At 60.8% G+C, this 16,356-nt stretch carries 18 protein-coding genes and 1 pseudogene; 7 read left to right on the forward strand and 12 right to left on the reverse strand.

The genetic code is table 11. From position 1 onward, the window contains the following. Positions 1 to 364: 364 nt before the first annotated feature. Both M0D69_RS21530 and M0D69_RS21535 read left to right on the forward strand, forming a co-directional pair. Positions 365 to 724, forward strand: coding sequence for a DUF4148 domain-containing protein (locus M0D69_RS21530; RefSeq protein ID WP_301783936.1), 360 nt, complete (start codon positions 365 to 367; stop codon positions 722 to 724). Between the two features lie 70 nt (positions 725 to 794). Then, positions 795 to 1,115, forward strand: coding sequence for a DUF4148 domain-containing protein (locus M0D69_RS21535; protein ID WP_301783937.1), 321 nt, complete (start codon positions 795 to 797; stop codon positions 1,113 to 1,115). Here M0D69_RS21535 and M0D69_RS21540 read toward each other — a convergent pair whose 3' ends face one another. Next, positions 1,116 to 2,087 carry a LysR family transcriptional regulator gene (locus tag M0D69_RS21540; RefSeq protein ID WP_301783938.1) on the reverse strand — a complete coding sequence of 324 codons (972 nt, stop codon included), beginning with the start codon at positions 2,085 to 2,087 and terminating at the stop codon, positions 1,116 to 1,118. It abuts the gene before it with no gap. 718 nt (positions 2,088 to 2,805) lie between these two features. Here M0D69_RS21540 and M0D69_RS21545 point away from each other — a divergent pair. The 4 genes and pseudogenes from M0D69_RS21545 (at position 2,806) to M0D69_RS21560 (ending at position 5,289) form a co-directional block, all read left to right on the forward strand. After that, entirely contained in the window at positions 2,806 to 3,069 is a 264-nt protein-coding gene (locus M0D69_RS21545; protein ID WP_301783939.1) for a hypothetical protein, read from the forward strand. 787 nt (positions 3,070 to 3,856) lie between these two features. Further along, positions 3,857 to 4,507 (forward strand): annotated as a pseudogene (locus M0D69_RS21550) (DUF1254 domain-containing protein). Further along, on the forward strand, positions 4,494 to 4,847 hold the full coding sequence (locus tag M0D69_RS21555) for a hypothetical protein (RefSeq protein ID WP_301783940.1): 354 nt from the start codon (positions 4,494 to 4,496) through the stop codon (positions 4,845 to 4,847). The pseudogene M0D69_RS21550 and the gene M0D69_RS21555 overlap by 14 nt, the downstream one beginning before the upstream one ends. Next, the gene (locus M0D69_RS21560; RefSeq protein ID WP_301783941.1) at positions 4,762 to 5,289 is read left to right on the forward strand and encodes a DUF1214 domain-containing protein; all 528 of its coding nucleotides are present in this window, start codon (positions 4,762 to 4,764) and stop codon (positions 5,287 to 5,289) included. Before M0D69_RS21555 ends, M0D69_RS21560 begins: the two co-directional genes overlap by 86 nt. Positions 5,290 to 5,325: 36 nt before the next feature. Here M0D69_RS21560 and M0D69_RS21565 read toward each other — a convergent pair whose 3' ends face one another. The 9 genes from M0D69_RS21565 to M0D69_RS21605 form a co-directional block, all read right to left on the reverse strand. Beyond that, on the reverse strand, positions 5,326 to 5,679 hold the full coding sequence (locus M0D69_RS21565; RefSeq protein ID WP_047848667.1) for a RidA family protein: 354 nt from the start codon (positions 5,677 to 5,679) through the stop codon (positions 5,326 to 5,328). 48 nt (positions 5,680 to 5,727) lie between these two features. Further along, positions 5,728 to 6,864 (reverse strand): FAD-binding oxidoreductase, encoded by a 1,137-nt coding sequence (locus M0D69_RS21570; protein WP_301783942.1) that lies wholly within the window; start codon positions 6,862 to 6,864, stop codon positions 5,728 to 5,730. Further along, positions 6,857 to 8,251, reverse strand: a complete 1,395-nt coding sequence (locus M0D69_RS21575; RefSeq protein WP_301783943.1) for an NAD(P)/FAD-dependent oxidoreductase — start codon at positions 8,249 to 8,251, stop codon at positions 6,857 to 6,859. The genes M0D69_RS21570 and M0D69_RS21575 overlap by 8 nt, the downstream gene beginning before the upstream one ends. After that, complete coding sequence (locus M0D69_RS21580) at positions 8,241 to 8,621, reverse strand: (2Fe-2S)-binding protein (RefSeq protein WP_301783944.1); 381 nt, start codon at positions 8,619 to 8,621, stop codon at positions 8,241 to 8,243. The genes M0D69_RS21575 and M0D69_RS21580 overlap by 11 nt, the downstream gene beginning before the upstream one ends. Positions 8,622 to 8,699: 78 nt before the next feature. Further along, a complete protein-coding gene (locus M0D69_RS21585; RefSeq protein ID WP_301783945.1) occupies positions 8,700 to 9,842 on the reverse strand; it encodes an FAD-binding oxidoreductase in 1,143 nt (380 codons plus the stop codon). Further along, on the reverse strand, positions 9,839 to 10,636 hold the full coding sequence (locus M0D69_RS21590) for an ABC transporter permease (RefSeq protein WP_301783946.1): 798 nt from the start codon (positions 10,634 to 10,636) through the stop codon (positions 9,839 to 9,841). Before M0D69_RS21590 ends, M0D69_RS21585 begins: the two co-directional genes overlap by 4 nt. Before the next feature lie 13 nt (positions 10,637 to 10,649). Continuing rightward, positions 10,650 to 11,522 carry an ABC transporter permease gene (locus M0D69_RS21595; RefSeq protein WP_301783947.1) on the reverse strand — a complete coding sequence of 291 codons (873 nt, stop codon included), beginning with the start codon at positions 11,520 to 11,522 and terminating at the stop codon, positions 10,650 to 10,652. Further along, the gene (locus M0D69_RS21600; protein WP_301783948.1) at positions 11,509 to 12,588 is read right to left on the reverse strand and encodes an ABC transporter ATP-binding protein; all 1,080 of its coding nucleotides are present in this window, start codon (positions 12,586 to 12,588) and stop codon (positions 11,509 to 11,511) included. The genes M0D69_RS21595 and M0D69_RS21600 overlap by 14 nt, the downstream gene beginning before the upstream one ends. A gap of 21 nt (positions 12,589 to 12,609) precedes the next feature. Continuing rightward, positions 12,610 to 13,689: an ABC transporter substrate-binding protein gene (locus M0D69_RS21605; protein WP_047848675.1), complete on the reverse strand. Its 1,080-nt coding sequence runs from the start codon at positions 13,687 to 13,689 to the stop codon at positions 12,610 to 12,612. Between the two features lie 135 nt (positions 13,690 to 13,824). Between M0D69_RS21605 and M0D69_RS21610 the strand changes: the two genes are divergently transcribed. After that, positions 13,825 to 14,751: a LysR substrate-binding domain-containing protein gene (locus M0D69_RS21610; protein ID WP_301783949.1), complete on the forward strand. Its 927-nt coding sequence runs from the start codon at positions 13,825 to 13,827 to the stop codon at positions 14,749 to 14,751. Positions 14,752 to 14,767: 16 nt separating this feature from the next. Here the strand turns inward: M0D69_RS21610 and M0D69_RS21615 are convergent, their stop codons facing one another. Together M0D69_RS21615 and M0D69_RS21620 are read right to left on the reverse strand one after the other, a co-directional pair. After that, positions 14,768 to 15,325: an ureidoglycolate lyase gene (locus M0D69_RS21615; RefSeq protein WP_301783950.1), complete on the reverse strand. Its 558-nt coding sequence runs from the start codon at positions 15,323 to 15,325 to the stop codon at positions 14,768 to 14,770. A gap of 39 nt (positions 15,326 to 15,364) precedes the next feature. Further along, on the reverse strand, positions 15,365 to 16,309 hold the full coding sequence (locus M0D69_RS21620; RefSeq protein WP_301783951.1) for a LysR family transcriptional regulator: 945 nt from the start codon (positions 16,307 to 16,309) through the stop codon (positions 15,365 to 15,367). Between the last annotated feature and the right edge of the window lie 47 nt (positions 16,310 to 16,356).

Here is a 16,356-nt window from a genome sequence, read left to right on the forward strand (position 1 = left end):
ACCGGCGAGCCGTGGTCCCTCCAGGTCGCGATGCAGTGCAGTCAGGTCCGCCGGCGCCCCGTGGAGTCGACCCGCGTCGCGTTTGCGGGTGCAAGCCCACATTCAGCTTTCGGCGGCATGCGTTACAGATATGGATCGTATCGCAACAATATATTTTATTTCTCTCTCCCCGGTGAATACGATGTGGACATGGAGGCGCTAAACAAGATCTGCACGTGCAATCACTGGTTCGCGCAGATTTGCGCCACGAACGCGGAAGACGAACGTCGCGCCGGGAGTTCCTGCCGGGCATAGAGTCAGGTTCTCTGTGTTTACCAAGATGTATTCGATGTCTATTTATTTATCTTCAATTTAGGAGTTCGAAATGAATAAGTCTTATGTGTTTGGCCTTGCCATTATGCTGCTCGCTTCGGCAGGCATCGCTTCTACCGCATCCGCCCAGGAGAAGACCCGCGCGGAAGTCCGTCAGGAACTGATCCAGGCAGAAAACAACGGCCTGCGTTTCGTGACCGACACGTCGTACCCCGACGTCAACCCGATCTTTGCGCAACAGGCAGCCCAATTCAAGCAGCAAAGCGAAAGCGGCACGGGTGCCGACATGTCGGGTTCGAGCGCCGCCGGCCAAAGCGAAGCGGCAGGCAAAGTCAGCACCGGTCAAAGTCGTTCGGCCATTCCTGCCTGCGTCGGACCCGTCAGCTTCTGCACGCCGTACTTCGGCAACTGACGCAGCAACATATCGCGCGCGCCAATCGATTACGCAGCAACACCCATCATTCACTGCAGAAGAGCAAGTCATGAAGACGCTCATTTGCCTTACCCTCGCCGTCAGCGCGCTCGCAAGCCCGGCACTGACCTTCGCGCAAACTCCATCCGGCCAGCTGACCCGTGCTCAGGTGCGCGCGGATCTCATCCGTGTCGAGCAGGCCGGCTACCGTCCGGGAGGTGGCGACAATGACTATCCAGTCGAGATCCAGGCCGCCGAAGCAAAAATTGCTGAACAGGACGGAGCGCGGCGCGCGACCAATGCCGTGGGTGGTGTAGCGCAGGCCAGATCCTCGCAGACCGGTATGGCGGCAAATGCAATTTCGCCCCGTTCCCTGTTTGCCGGGCGTTGACTACACTCCGGCCGGTTCGTTCGCCTCCATCCCACGCAGAATCCGGCTTACGTCTGGCAGCTCATGACTCACGTGCCGCGCTGTTCCGAACAGTTCCGCAAGCCAGCTGACGAAGGCGAGCACGTGTAACGGAACGCGGCGATGACGAAGATACGCAATCGATACTGGCATCGGTACAGGCCTGCAATGCGGCAGCACTTCACGCAGCCGCCCAGAGTCGAGATAGGGCTGTGCAAGCGCCCGCGACGGCTGGATCAACCCGAATCCGCGCAGTCCACATTCGAGATACGCATGTTCGTCGCTGACCTGCACGAAGCCCCCGAGCGGCACGTTGACCTTGTCGCCGTTGGCCTGAAAATCGAAGTCCGCCGCGCGCCCGGTCTGCACGCACATGTAATTCACCGCGACGTGATCGGTCAGCTCGTCGAACTGCAGCGGCGTGCCGTACCGCGCGAGATAAAGCGGGCTCGCACAGGTCACGCGCTCAAGCTCGCCGAGTCGGCGGGCAATGAGGCCCGACGCCGGCAACGCTCCAATTAGGATGCAGCAATCGATCGCTTCGCAGACCAGGTCAACTTGCCGGTTACTGACGCCGAACGCGAGCAGGATATGCTCGTGGCGCGCGTGAAAGTCATCGAGCGCCGGCAATATGATCGCGTTCGCGACCACCGCCGGCATCTCGACGCGTAGCCGGCCGCGCGGCCGGTCGTCGGGACGCCGCAGGCTCGCCTCGATGTCGTCGATGTCAGCGAGAATCTGCACGCAACGCTCGTAATATGCGGCCCCCTCGGCAGTCAGGTTGAGCCGGCGCGTGGTGCGCACGAGCAACTGGGTGCCAAGCATTGCCTCAAGGCTCTGCACCAGCGTTGTCGCGGTTGCCCGCGGAATTCCGAGCGACTGCGCGGCACGGGTAAAGCTGTTGGTATCGACGATGCGTACGAAGGTCTGCATCGCCATGATGCGATCCATCACGGGCACTTCTCCTATGGATTTCGAGGCACCGCGATGTCATTCATCTCGACGTTGTAGTACACCTTATATTTTGCTCGCTGTCAGTCTCGAGCAGATCAAACCGCGCTGCCATCCATTCTTCACGTGTCCCGGTCATGTGCGTCATCATGCGTCCTCCCTGGGTGTGCTTCGTCGTCCGCTCAGTTCTCGGTACGACGTGCGGGTTGGTGGTGACAGATTAGTGCCGGGCTTCGAACGGTGGGAGTGACAAGTGTGGCGGGATTCAAATGGACCATGGACTCGCTAGTCACCGCAACGGCACATGCACTCGGGGCGGGGATCCCCTCGACGCCTTTAATCGGGTCGCTTTGCGCGACAACGCGCCTGCACGCGTGTTCACAACGGCGGGGCTGGCTCGCATGGAATGCGCGCTCAGAGTTTTAGAAGACTTACAATATGGCCGTTATTCCATTCAGCGTTGCATCGATGCTAGTCTGCGTAAGGCCCGAACAATAAGGCAGGCAGGGAGAGGGGGAACGACCGGGCAATCGTTCCGTGTGTTCGAGACAACCGGATTCTGCTGGTCTTCTTCGCTGACGTAGCGCATCACACAACTGCACAGCCAACAACGAAACCGCAGAGCACTGGTGGAATCGTGGAGCGGTTCTTGCGACATATTGGCATCTTGGATGCCTGACGACGTACGGCGGCCATAGCGAAACGCGAACCGGGAGGCCCCATGAATCGCATTTATCAGTATCACGGATTCGAGATTGCCGTGGCCGTTGAGACCGACTTCGGCTGGAAGGGCGCGCGCGGTGTGCCGGTCAGCGCGGGATACGTGGCGATCGTGAAAATCAGCAAGGCGGACGGCTCCGTCAGCGTCTTTTCGCCACTGCGCCTCGGCGAATCACAAGGCGAGCGATTTACCAGCCAAAGCGACGCGCTCATGAGCGGCTACAGCGCTGGGCGACGTCTTGTCGACGACTTGCTGGCTTCGTAACACGGCGCGCAGTTGCGGGCCGTGGATATCGAGCGCGTCTTGCTTCCTGAACGTCACAATCCGCGCGATCCGCGATCCCGCGATCTGCGGCGCAGCTTGTCACAACCCATGGCCATTGCTACCGAAAGCGCCCAGAAAGCAACTATCCCGCCGATGAAAAGCAGGTCCATGGCTTGTCTCCGATATTACATTTTTATGTCTTCAATCTTAGGCACGAACCCGTAAATGCCGCGTTAAAAGATTGACGAGACTTATCAAAAAAACAAAAACAGATCAAAGATCCGGGCCTGCACGGAACCGTTTCGCCGGCGGTCGCGGCGTCCCGACGCCAGACATCAGGGCTAACGCTATTACGATATTTTTCGATTTCACATGTGACCTATCGGAACAGATTGAGCTGCGGGCGAGGTGCGGGAGCGATGAATCGTTCATGCGACCAATATCGGATTTCGCCTTGATCTACAGTAGGCCGCTCGCTTTCTTTCTACTCCTTCAACTTGAGTATTTCGCCAGTTGTCGATATACAAATGGATTGTTTCGTTAATCGAAACCAAGGGCTCAAGGGGATAACGGCGTTGCGGTTTTTTGAGGTATCACGCGCACCAAGCGGCTTTTTCGTTTATTGGTTGATGCACTGACCAGTTCATCGATAACAAGGATATCGTTCGCAATGCGAATAACACTGACATGCACGCTTGCAGCGACCTTCTTCACGGCGCTGGCGGGATGCTCGAATACACCGCAGCAGCAGGTTTCTACGCAAGTTACGCAGCCCGCTGCCAATACCATGACATCGCGTTATGCAAGTTTGGCCAACCTGCCATTCGATGGCGGATATCCGACTCACGACGGCGTCAAGACGTTGCAGGACGAACTGCTATTCCAGCGCGGTGTCCAAAGCTATATTTGGGCGCTGCCGGCGCTCAACATGTACGCCATGAAGGAAGGATCAGAATCGAAGTTCGGTGCGGGCTACAACGTCCTGCCAATCTGGAAAGAACGTCTCAGCGCGAAAACGCTGGTCACGACGCCCAACTCGGACGTCATCTATGCGATGGGATACCTGGACCTTAAGCAGGATGGCCCTATGGTCATCGAAGCGCCGCCGTGAATGCAGGGCATTCTCGACGACTTCTTTCAACGTCCAATCTGCTCGATCGGCAAGATTGACGGCCGCCAATGGTGCGGTGATGTTGGACTGTCCGGTCCAGACAAGGGCAAGGGAGTCAAGTACCTGATTGTCCCGCCGGACTACTCAGGAAAAATACCGCCGGGTTATCTGGCCTATCGCTCACGAACCTACAACGTGTTCGTTTTCTGGCGTGGTTTTTTCAAAGATCCGAAACAGTTGCAAGCGCCGGTCCAAGTCATGGAGCGCACGCGCATCTATCCGTTGGGCAAAGAGGCGTCATCCAGCCAGGCCGATGCAATTTCCTGACGCTTCGGGCGTTCCGGTTAACATGCTTTATCCGAAGGACGGGACCGCGTTCGACATGCTTTCGCGTTTCATCGATCATGAATATGCGGATCCGCAAGACATCGAGATGCGGGGCATGCTGGCAGCAATTGGCATTGTCAAGGGCAAGCCGTTTCAGCCCGACGACCATGCGCGCACGTTACTCGACGATGCCGCCAAGACTGCCAGCAAGATTGGCCTCGCCGGCTCTTATGAGCCGCAGACCATCGTACCCAATGCAAAATTGGTACGACGACCGGCGCTGGCTCAATGTGTTCCCGGGCAACGGCTCCTTTACTTCCGACACCTTCAATTACATTGACCCGCGCACTGGATTCTTCACCAACGCTTATTCTGCAAGTCCGGGCATGGCCGCGCGCATTGAAAACGTCGGCGCGAAATATCCGGCCACGTTCGTCGACGCAAATGGCGATTTCCTGAAGGGGCAGAACAGCTACCGCTTGCGTCTGCCAAAGGGCATCCCTGCCGCACTTTTCTGGTCGGTGACCGTGTACGACTCCATGACGGCATCGGGTCTGGATAACGGGCAGCCCTTTCCTTCAATCAACTTGATGGACCGCCCTGTTGAAAATGCAGACGGGTCCACCGACATCTACTTTGGCCCGGACTCTCCCGGAGCGGGTAAGAATTGGTTTCGAACCTTGCCTGGGAAAGGGTATTTCATCATCCTGAGGATATATGGGCCAACCAAGGCGTTCTTCGAGAAAGACTGGAAGCCAAGTGACGTGGAGAAGACCGGCTAGCGTCAGGCGCGAACGGGTCGTCTTGCTGGCTGCGAATCAAGCCAGCGCAGTCACCATGATCTCGACCAGCAGATCCGGCGCGGCCAGCTTCGACTCGACCGTCGCGCGCGTAGGCGCGTTTCCCGGTGCGACCCATGCGTCCCACACTTCATTCATGCCCGCGAAGTCGCGGCCAATATCAGCCAGCCATACTTGGGCCGACAGCAGCCGCGTTTTATCGATACCTGCCTGCGCAAGGTACCCGTCGATCTTGGCAAGTACCTGCTGCGTCTGCCCTTTCACATCGAGCGTTCGATCATTCGACGTCTGGCCGCCGACAAACACCAGTCCTGCGGCTTTCACCACACGGCTCATCCGTTGATTCGTTTCAAACCTGACGATATCGTTCATACGTATTCCTTGTTAATTTAAAATAACCGTCCATAAACGCTGTTACCTCTATGCCGCCGCAACAGCACTGAACCGGTCGATAGCAAACGCATCGAGCGGTAGCGACGCCACACCGTCCAGCACCAGCTCCGATACCAACTTCCCGCATCCCGGTCCAAGCTGAAACCCGCTGCCGCAATACCCGAACGAATAGGTCAGGTTCGACGCCCGCCGGCTCGGCGAAATCACGGGAAGTGAGTCGTCGGTGAATGCTTCCACGCCGGCCCATGCGCGATTGATCCCGATATTGCGTAGATGCGGAAACAGATCGACAACCGTATTTGCGCTCTTCACGAGCCGTGCAAAATCGACTTCGCCATGACGTCCCGGCAAATCCGCGATCCCGATCAGCTTGCCGCCGATAACAACCGTGCCGTTATCGAATTGCTTGAACGAGAGCGGCCGCCCCGTTGCGCCGAGCGTCGCGCGGCAGAACGGCGCAACGCGATGCGTGACCATCAGCATCAGCCCTTCAGGATGAACCGGCACCGGCTCGCCGACTTGCTGCGTAAGTTCGCCCGCCCATGCCCCGGCCGTGACAACCAGCTTCGCGGCAGAGAATACGCCCGCCGGCGTGTGCGCGAGCCAGCGCTCGCCCTTCTGTTCGATGCGTGTCACCGGTGTGCCTTCATGGAACACCGCGCCATGCCGCTCTGCTGCAAGGCGAAAAGCCGTCGTCGTCCGAAACGGCAGCGCATAGCCATCGCGCTCGACCCAAATACCGCCCGTCACATGCGGCGTAATCGCCGGTTCCAGCTCAAGCAACGTCTCACGGTCGATGATCTTCTCATGCGTAAAACCATGTGCCTCGAGCAGCGCCACGCGTTCACGACACTCATCGAGTTCGGCTTCGGTCTCGGCAATCTTCAACTGTCCCGACGCCACGAAACCGGCATCGTCGCCGATCGTATCGACGATGTTGTGCCAGATCTCCCGCGACATCAACGCCAGCGGAATTTCCGGCAACGGCCGGCCGAGCGTACGTACGCCACCGGCATTAACGCCCGATGCATGGCGGCCGACATAATCGGCTTCCAGCACGGTCACGCTCACGCCGCGGCGCGCGAGATGGAATGCGCTGCTCGATCCATGCAGCCCGCCGCCGATGACCAGCACGTCGGACTCGTTGGCTACGGGCTTATTCACCGGCCAGTTCTCCCAGCGTAAGCGGTTTGATCGGCGGCCGGATGCGGTAGTAGCCGACCGTAGCGGGAGCCACATCACGGGCATCGGCAATCACTTCAGTCACGGTCAATCCGCACAAACGGCCTTGACATGGACCCATGCCGCATCGGCCGAAGGACTTCGCCTGGTTCGGCCCGAGACAGCCGAGCTTCACGAAATGCCGGAGTTCGCCGGCCGTGACTTCCTCGCAGCGGCACACAATCACCTCGTCCTTCGGCACGCGATTTTCATTGCGCGGCCGATAGAGGCTGTCGAGGAAAGGACGAATGCGCATGACGTCGTTCAAGCGGCGAAGCAGCGGCGCGGCGCTGCGATTGCGCGCGGCGGTATCGATTGCGCCGAGCTGCGCGGCGATCGCCAGCGCTGTTACTTCGCCTTGCGTTTCTGCAGCCTGCGCGCCGCCGATGCCACCGCCGTCGCCCGCAACGAAGATGCCGGGGACATCGAGTTCGCCCCATTGATCGGTGACGGGCGTGAAGCACAACTGCGCTTCATCCCACTTATGCGATGCCCGCAACGACTGCGTGAACTGCGTATTCGGCACCACACCCTGGTGCAGCAGGATGACGTTGGCTTCGATCCGATGCGACACGCCCCGCATCGAAAAATGCAGCGCACGTGCGCGCTCGCTTCCGTCTTCGTCGATACCGCTCTCCACGCGCAGATCGTCGGCGGCTTCGTGCATCGGCACGCCCGCTTCGCGCAAGGTCCGCATCAACTGCAAGCCCTTGCTCAGGTAGGGCCATGCGCGCAACGCGGACAGCATGTGCCGCTTGGCGCGCCAGCGGTCGTCGTGGCGAGTCGTATCGACAAGCGCGCGGATCGGTACGCCAGCGCGTACATATTGCCATCCGAGCAGATAAAGCAGCGGTCCGCAGCCGACCAGTATCGGCGGCTCGGTGGGCACTTCGCCCGCGCTTTTCAGCAGGATCTGTGCGGCGCCGGCGGTCATCACGCCGGGCAAGGTCCAGCCGGGAATCGGAAAGGGCCGTTCGAGCGCGCCGGTCGCGAGCACCACGCGCCTGGCCTCGAAGCTGCCTACTTTGCCGTCCTTCAGGTAGTGCACCGAGCGCTCGCGCGTGACTTGCCAGACAGATGCGTTCGGTACATAACGCGCGCCGGAGCGCGCGAATGCGCTGGCCAGCGCCGAACCGGCGGCATAGTCGGGACCGAGGACGCTGCGGCGCTGCGCATCGCTGCGTTCGATCGCGCGATAAATCTGCCCACCGACCGCTTCCTGTTCATCGAGCAGTACCACCGACAACCCTGCCCTCACAGCCTGAGTTGCAGCCGCAAGCCCGGCAGGTCCGGCGCCGATCACGGCGACATCGACGAATTCAGCGGGCATGAGCATTCTCCCTGGATGCCTGCGACGGGTCCAGATCCGACAGCGGCGGCAGATCGCGTGCGCCCTCTTGCGAATGAATACGCATGCCGTCCTGCACCGTGACCATGCAGCTCTGCCGGCTCGGCATGCCGTCGATCTCGACCAGGCATTCGAAGCACGCGCCCATCATGCAATACGGCGCGCGCGGTGCGCCCGATACCGGCGTCGCGCGAAAACGCTGGACCCCGGCGGCCAGCAATGCGGCGGCAACCGAACGTCCCGCCGGTACGCTGAAAGGCTCGTCGTTGAACCAGATCTGGATGGTGGTTTCAGCCTCGGCATCGCTGCCGGCGGCCGGCTGGAGCACTCTGAATAGCGGTTTGGAAGTCATAGTCGGACAGGTCGAAACAAAGCGGTATATCGGCGTTCAGGACTCGCCGCGTGGCACGCAAGCGAGATGTTGAAGCGGCTAATGAACATGGCTGGCCAAGTGATCGGCGGCGAGGAAACGGGCGCCCCGGAACGCGGCGAGTTCATCGGGGATCGGACCACCTGTTATCCAGGGTGCGATGCGAAGGGCGTGTGCTGCCGCCAGCGTCACACCGCTGTGACAGGTCACGACGAATGAGCCCGGATACTGCAGCGACTGTTCGTAGATCGGAAAACTGTCGGGGCTATAGACGCGCAGCGCGGCCCACGTGCGCACCAGCCGCACGTTCTTCAACAGGGGGAAGCTACGGACCCCGCGTCGCGCGATGGTCGAGAGCACGTCGGTGGTGGTGAAGTCGTTGTAGCCGGCCTCTTCCATTGAATCGCCGAACTGCACCGAGCCTTCGTCGGTCTGGCGCACATTGATGGTCGGGTAATGCAGGAACGGTGCGACCCGTTCACTGACCAGCACCTGTCCGCGATTCGGCGCAACCGGCGCATGCAGACCCACCTGGGCGCTGAGCGCGCGGTTACCGAGGCCCGCTGACAGCACCACCTTCGGCGCGCGCCACACAGCGTTCTTGCCGTGCACGGCGAAGCCGTTCGTCTCGGGAACGATGCGACCGATCTCTTCGCCGTTGACGAGTTTCACCCCGCGCCGCTGCATGGCCTCATGCAGCGCACGCAGCAGCTTGAGCGGATTCACGTGGCCGTCCATGGGCGTATAACTCGCGCCGATCACTTCAGGTCCCACGGCCGGCAGACGTTCGCGCAACTCCCGCGCGTCGAGCAACTGATAGGGGTACTCGCCACCGAGTTCCGCCTGCAGCGTCGACAGACGTTTCTCGCGCTCGGCCATCTCGTCCTCGGAGAAACACAAGTGGAAACCGCCCGGCTGCTTAAGCGATACATCGATACCGGTGTCTTCCAGCAACGCAGCCGCCAGTCCCGGCCACAGCCGCGCCGAGCTACGCGACCAGCGTGCGTAGGGCGACAAACCGTAGCCCTTGCCCTGCACCCACACCAAGCCGAAATTGCCGCGTGAGGCGCGAAAGCCGCCGTCGCCCTGGTCCAGCACTGTTACCTTCGCCCCCTCGCGCGCCAGCCCGTAGGCCACCGCGGTTCCCACCAGCCCGCCTCCGACCACCAGCACGTCGGGACTGTCGACTGAATGACCTCTCATCGTGTTTCTCCAATCAGGACGCGGTCCAGACCCACCATGCGGTCGAGCACCAGCATCAGGACGACCGTGCCGACGATCAACACGGTCGACACGGAGGCGACGAGTGGATCGATCGTCTGCGCGATCTGGTTGTACATCGCGACGGGCAGCGTGGTCGTGCCGGGCGTCGCGACAAAAACGGTCATGGTGAGCTCGTCGAAACTCTGGATGAACGACAGCACCCAGCCGCCCGCAACACCCGTGCGAATCATTGGCAGGACTACGCGGCGAAAGGCCGTGAAGCGGCTGGCGCCGCACGACAGCGCCGCCCGTTCCGCATCGCGATCAAGGCCTGTTGCCGATGACAAAGCAAGCCGCAACGCATACGGCAACACGATGATCACATGCGTCGCACAGAGCGCCCAGAACGAGCCGCCGAGCCCGAGCAAGCTAAGAAACCGCAGGAACGCAATGCCGAGCACGACGGCGGGAATCATCATCGGCGAGAGGAAAAAGCCGGTGAGCGCGGCACGGCCGGGGAAGCGATAACGCGCGATGGCAAGCGCCGCCGGTAACGCCAGCGCGACGCCGATCGTGGCCGCCACCAGCGCGAGGCGCACCGAGAGCCAGAACGCCCCGACGATCTGATCGTTGTCCAGAATCGCCCTGAACCAGCGCAGCGACGCGCCGTCGAACGGCAGCGAGATGAATCCCTTGTCGGTGAAAGCGACCAGGATGACGACGACCAACGGCGCGGCGATAAAGGTCAGGAAGAGCGCATTGAACAGCAGGCCGAGGAATCCGTTTTGTTTCATGACGTCCCCCGGTTCAGTCGAAGATGTGCTTGAAACGGCGCTCGGCCAGCCGGCTGCAGCCCAGCACGATCACCACATTGGCGATGAGCAGCAGCACCGCAATCGTCGCGCCCAGCGGCCAGTTCAGCGTGCCGAGGAACTCATCGTAAGCGGCGGTCGCAACCACTTTCAGACGTCGCCCGCCGATCAACGCAGGTGTCGCGAAAGCCGATGCGGACAGCGCGAACACAATGATCGAACCCGATAGCACACCCGGCAGGATCTGCGGCAGCACCACACGCCGGAACACCCGGAACGGCGAAGCGCCGAGCGAGCGGCCGGCCCATTCCACCTGCGGGTCGAGTTTCTGCAGCGTCGCCCAAACCGACATCACCATGAAGGGCACCAGCACGTGCGTCAGCGCGATCACCACGCCGGTCATCGTGAAGACGAGGCGGATGGGTTCAGAGGTGATGTGAAGCGCCTGCAACGCGTTATTCAGCACGCCGTTGTTGCCGAGCAGGATCTGCCAGCCGAGCGTACGGACGACGACCGAGATCAGCAACGGACCGAGCACGACGAGCAAGCAGATGGATTGCCACGGACGTTTCATCCGGGCGAGAACGATGGTCTCCGGCACACCGAGCAGAATGCAGAGCAAGGTCACGGCAAACGCGAGACCGGCGGTGCGACCGAAGATCGAGCCGTAGTAGGGGTCGGTGATAACTTCGATGTAGTTGCGCAGCGTGTAGGCGGTGAGCGTGCCCTGGCTGCTGCTGAAGACGTGGAAGGACAGCATGAGCGTCAATACAAGCGGCACCAGCAACAGGCCGCAGAACAACAGCAACGCAGGGGCGGACAGGAGCCACGGCGCAGCGCCCGCACGATCGTTGTCAAGCGTGGCCATCGAGTCCCTCCTTCTGGAGCACGCGCAAGTCGTCATCCGACCACGCCACTCCGACCTGCGCGCCTTCGTCCGGTGGCGGCGCGCCATTATTGGGCTGCGCTACGCTGAGTTGTCCAAGGCCGGTATCGATGAGAAGCAGCCACTGGTTGCCGGTGAACACGCGTGTGGTGATGCAGCCGGTGGTGCGAATAGCGGCTGTGTCGACGGTCGCGAGATGCACCTTCTCCGGCCGGATGTAGACGTTCACCTGGCCCTGCACATGGCGGCCTTCGTGCGGCACCTTCAGCGTGGTGCCGGCAACATCGATTTCCGCGCAGCGTCCATTGCGCCGCAACACCTCGCCGGGCAGCAGATTGGTCTTGCCAAGAAATGCCGATGCAAACGGCGTCGTCGGCCGCTCGTACGCTTCGAACGGCGTGCTCAATTGCGCGATCGTGCCGCGATGCATCACCGCGATGCGATCGCTCATCGTCATGGCTTCGACCTGATCGTGTGTGACAAGAATGGTCGTGATGCCGAGACGCTTTTGAATCGCCCTTAGCTCGATGTGCATTTCCTCGCGCAGCTTGGCGTCGAGATTGGACATCGGTTCGTCGAGCAGCAGCAGTTCGGGACGCATGGCGAGTGCACGGGCAATCGCAACGCGTTGCCGCTGGCCGCCCGATAACTCTTTCGGATAACGCCCGCCCAGTCCGCTCAGACGCACGAGATCCAGCGCTTCGGCAACACGTTCGGCGCGCGCCGCGCGTTTCATGTTGCGCATCTCAAGACCGAAGCCGACGTTGCCATCCACGGTCATATGCGGAAACAACGCATAGCTCTGGAACACGACGCCCATGCCGCGCTTCTCGGGCCGTTCATATGTGATATCGCGGCCATCGAGCAGGATGGTGCCGGAGGTCGGCGTGACAAAACCCGCGACCATCTGCAAGGTCGTGGTCTTGCCGCAACCGGATGGACCGAGCAGCGACAGGAACTCACCACGTTCGACGTCAAGGTCGATCTGTTCGATCGCGGTGAAGTCGCCGTAGCGCTTCGAAATGCCTTTGAGTGTCAGGAAGCTCATGTGCGGTCGGTCCGTCCCGGTTCAGCGCTCGACGCTGCGATTCCAGCGCTCGGTCCATTCGGTCCGATGCTGGTTGATCGTCGCCCAGTCCATGGCGACGAGCTTCGAGATTTGCTCAGGACCGTAAGGCACGCGCGCCGCCACTTCCGGGGTCAGTTGCACAGTCTTGTTGACCGGGCCAAGGCCGATAGCCTGGGCCTGGATCATCTGCACTTCCGGACTCAACAAATACTGGATGAACTGCTGCGACAACGCGGGCTGCGCATTCTCCGCGACCACGCAGGCTCCCACTTGCAACGCGACTCCGCCCTCTTTCGGGTAGAAGAATTTCAGCGGAAAACCTGTGTTCTGCAGTGCAACGGCGCGACCGCTTCCATATGGCGCGAGGATCACGTCGCCGCTCTGCATCAGGCCGTCCATCTCGCCCGGCGTCGGCGCCCAGGACAACACGTCCGGTGCGACCTGCGTGGTCATCGCGGTGAAACCCGGGTCGATGTTCTTCTCGCCGCCACCATTCAAACGCGCCAGCATGACAAGCGTATGCAGGCCGTAAGTGTTCGTGATTGGCGGCATGCCGAGCTTGCCTTTCAGGCGCTTGTCGTACAGCACGTTCCATGAATCCGGCGCGGGCAGGCCCATCTTCTTGAACGCATCGGCGTTATAACCAATCCCCGTCGCGACCATGCCGACACCAACCGAGGTCGGGCCAAGATGCGCAAGCGGATATAGGTCCTTCATCACCGGCGCGTCATCGATCTTCGCGCACAAACCCATCTGCATCGCCTGATACATCGGGCCGTCGTCCATCACCGCGACATTGATCTGCTGATGTCCTTTTTGCGCCTGCAATTTTGCCAGCGTATCGCTGGAATTACCCGCCACGTAGACTATCTTGACGTCGTGCGCTTTCTCGAACGGCGGGATGATCTTTTGCCGGTACATGGTCTCGTTCGAACCGCCGACGTTCGCCACATATAGCGTGGTTTCAGCGTGCGCGAGCAGCGATCCCGACAACGCCCCGGCGCAGCCGAGCGCGGCAAGCAGCGGCCGCAGATACGAACGAGAAGACGACGAGCAACGGCTTTGCTGCAGTTGTTTCATGTGCGATTCTCCAGACTGTGCAGGGTCGGACGCTTGAGGAATGTGGTCAGGCGAGATTATTCTGTTCGTCGCAGGGCATATCGTCCAATAAGAATAAAATAACTATCCATACAGGAGTGATATGGGTTTCGTTCAATGAATCTTAAGCACATAGAGGCGTTCCGGGCAGTGATGCTGGCGGGTTCCATGACCGCGGCGGCCAGGGAATTGTTCACGTCGCAGCCCAATATCAGCCGCCTGATCACGCAGCTGGAACGCGAAACCGGGCTGCTGCTGTTCCAGCGCAGCGGCGTGCGGCTGATTCCCACCAGCGAGGGCAATGCGTTTTTTCGCGAGGTGGAACGCGCGTATGTGGGCCTGCAGGGGCTAACTAATGCCGCGGCTCAGATCAAGAATCTGGGGACGGGGCGATTGCGCATTGCAGCAATGCCGTCAGCGGGATTGACGCTCGTGCCACATGCAATCCAGCGCTTCCAGGCCTTGCATCCGGAAGTCACCATCTCGCTGCACGTGAACACCTCAGGCACCGTCAACCACTGGACGAGTTCGCAGTTCTGCGATCTTGGTGTCGCGGTTTATACCAGCGAAGCGTCCAATTGCGAGATCGAGTTGCTATCGAAGGTGGCGGCGGTGTGTGTATTGCCGGAAGGGCATCGGCTGGCGAAGAAAGCAACGCTCAAGCCCAAGGATCTACAGGGCGAGCGATTCGTATCCTTGTGCCACGGCGACGGCACACGCGTGCAGATGGACGAGGTATTCGAACGCGAGGGAGTCGAACGGGTGCTCGCGATCGAAGCGCAGTACTCGGCAATCTGCTGCGAGATGGTTCGCTGCGGCATGGGCGTGACGCTGGCTCATCCGATTGTCGCGCAGGACTTCGTCGGTCCCGGCATCGCGATCCGGCCGTTCACGCCGGCGGTCTTGTTCCCGACTTATTTGCTTTTCCCCCCGCATCAGCCACGGGCGCGTCTGACCGTGGAATTCGTCGATGTGCTGCGTAAGACGCATGAGGAGCGGCTCGCGGCGATGTTGGTTAAACCGGAGCGGCTGAAGCGGGCCTGAGCGGGTGCAGGTGACGCTAGCGGTCCGCCTGCGTACCCGGTAAATCCACCAGTCGATGCGTGGTAATGGACCTGATTGCGCTCTCGCATGCCGGCGCTCCCGTCTCCAGATGGACCACCAGGTCGTAGGTAGTCGAGCGCCGCGTGAGCATCAGGCAAGTCACCTCGCCTTGAACCACTCGCGTCGAGTGCCAGCAATGTGGCCGCATGCAGACGCCCTCGCCCGTTGGCACCCAAAACGCGCGCAACGATTCCATATCCGGAAGCCCGCCATCCGTGCTTGTTGCAACGATCTGGATCACCGGTCCCGTCAGCGGCACGATGGCCTGCTGTGTCAGCCAATGAGCTTCGAGGCTTGCGACTGTGTCGTCGGCGTTCCTGTACTTCACCCACAAGACTTCGGTTTCGCCTGCCACGCCGGTATCGAAGAGATGCTCGCGCCAGAAATCCGATGATGGACTGGTGTACGAAGGAACGCTGCCGCCGGTTTTGAGCGGCTTGCCCAGCATCCAGCCGTACGCACCGAAGGCCTCGGCGCTTAGCGGCTGAATCGTGAGGGAAGGATCAATCGGCATTTTTTGACAAGGCTTCTGAATTGAAAGGGAATCGACGCTTCATGGCGAAAGCGGCGCATCGCCCGTGTTGGGAAACAACGCGAACTCCGGACCGTTGGCCAAGCTGAAATCGCGTACGACCTGCAATGCAAGGTGCGTGATGGATTCGCACAGCAGGCTGTTCGGGCTGCGCCTGAACGATGCAACGAGTGCAAGTGCCGGGACGCGATGTGTCACCTGCAGCAATTGCAGGCGTCCCGACTCCAGCTCACGCATGACGAACGCGGCTGGCAGCACTGCTATGCCGAATCCATCGAGAACGAGACGGATGATCGCGGCAACCGAGCTCACGCAGTTGATCTGCACGTGCGTCTCGCCGCTGGCCGCGAACAACTCGGTGAGAAAACCATGCGGCGCCGAGTGCCGCGCGAAACTGACGATGGGAAACGCGGCCAGTTCAGCTTCCGAGAGCGCTTCAGCGGAGAGATTGAGTGAAGGGCTCGCCACCCAACGCATGGGAAGTGTTCCAAGCGGAACATTCACGGCGTCGCTGCCGGTGACGTTCGTGGTCAGCAAGGCGACATCGACATTGCCGTTGATGAGATGCCCGGAAAGATTTGCCGTGGTGTCCGACGTGAGTTCGATCGTCAGGTTCGGGTATTCCTCCCGCACGCGCTTGAGCAGTTCCGGCAGCCACGTATGCACGACTGACTCGATCACGCCCAGGCGCAGCAGCCCCGCGACCTTGGAGCGGTCGCTGACGCTCGCGAGCATCTCCCGGTTCAGCTTCAGGATTTGCTCCGCGAACGCAAGCGCCTTGGTGCCTTCCTGCGTAAGCGTCACATCGCGCGGGCCGCGCTCGAAGAGGCGCACGCCGAACTCCTGCTCAAGCGCGGAAATCCGGCTGGAGATGGCGGCTTGCGTAGCGTGCAGGTGTTCAGCCGTCATCCGGAAGTTGCGTAGCTTGGCGAGCCATACAAACGTTTCGAGAAAGCGGACATTCATGGCACACCCCGGCTGATGCGTTGAGTGGTGAAGCAGCGTGCGTCGAC

Origin of the sequence: Caballeronia sp. SEWSISQ10-4 2 (assembly GCF_030464885.1) — a bacterium.
Lineage (GTDB): Bacteria > Pseudomonadota > Gammaproteobacteria > Burkholderiales > Burkholderiaceae > Caballeronia.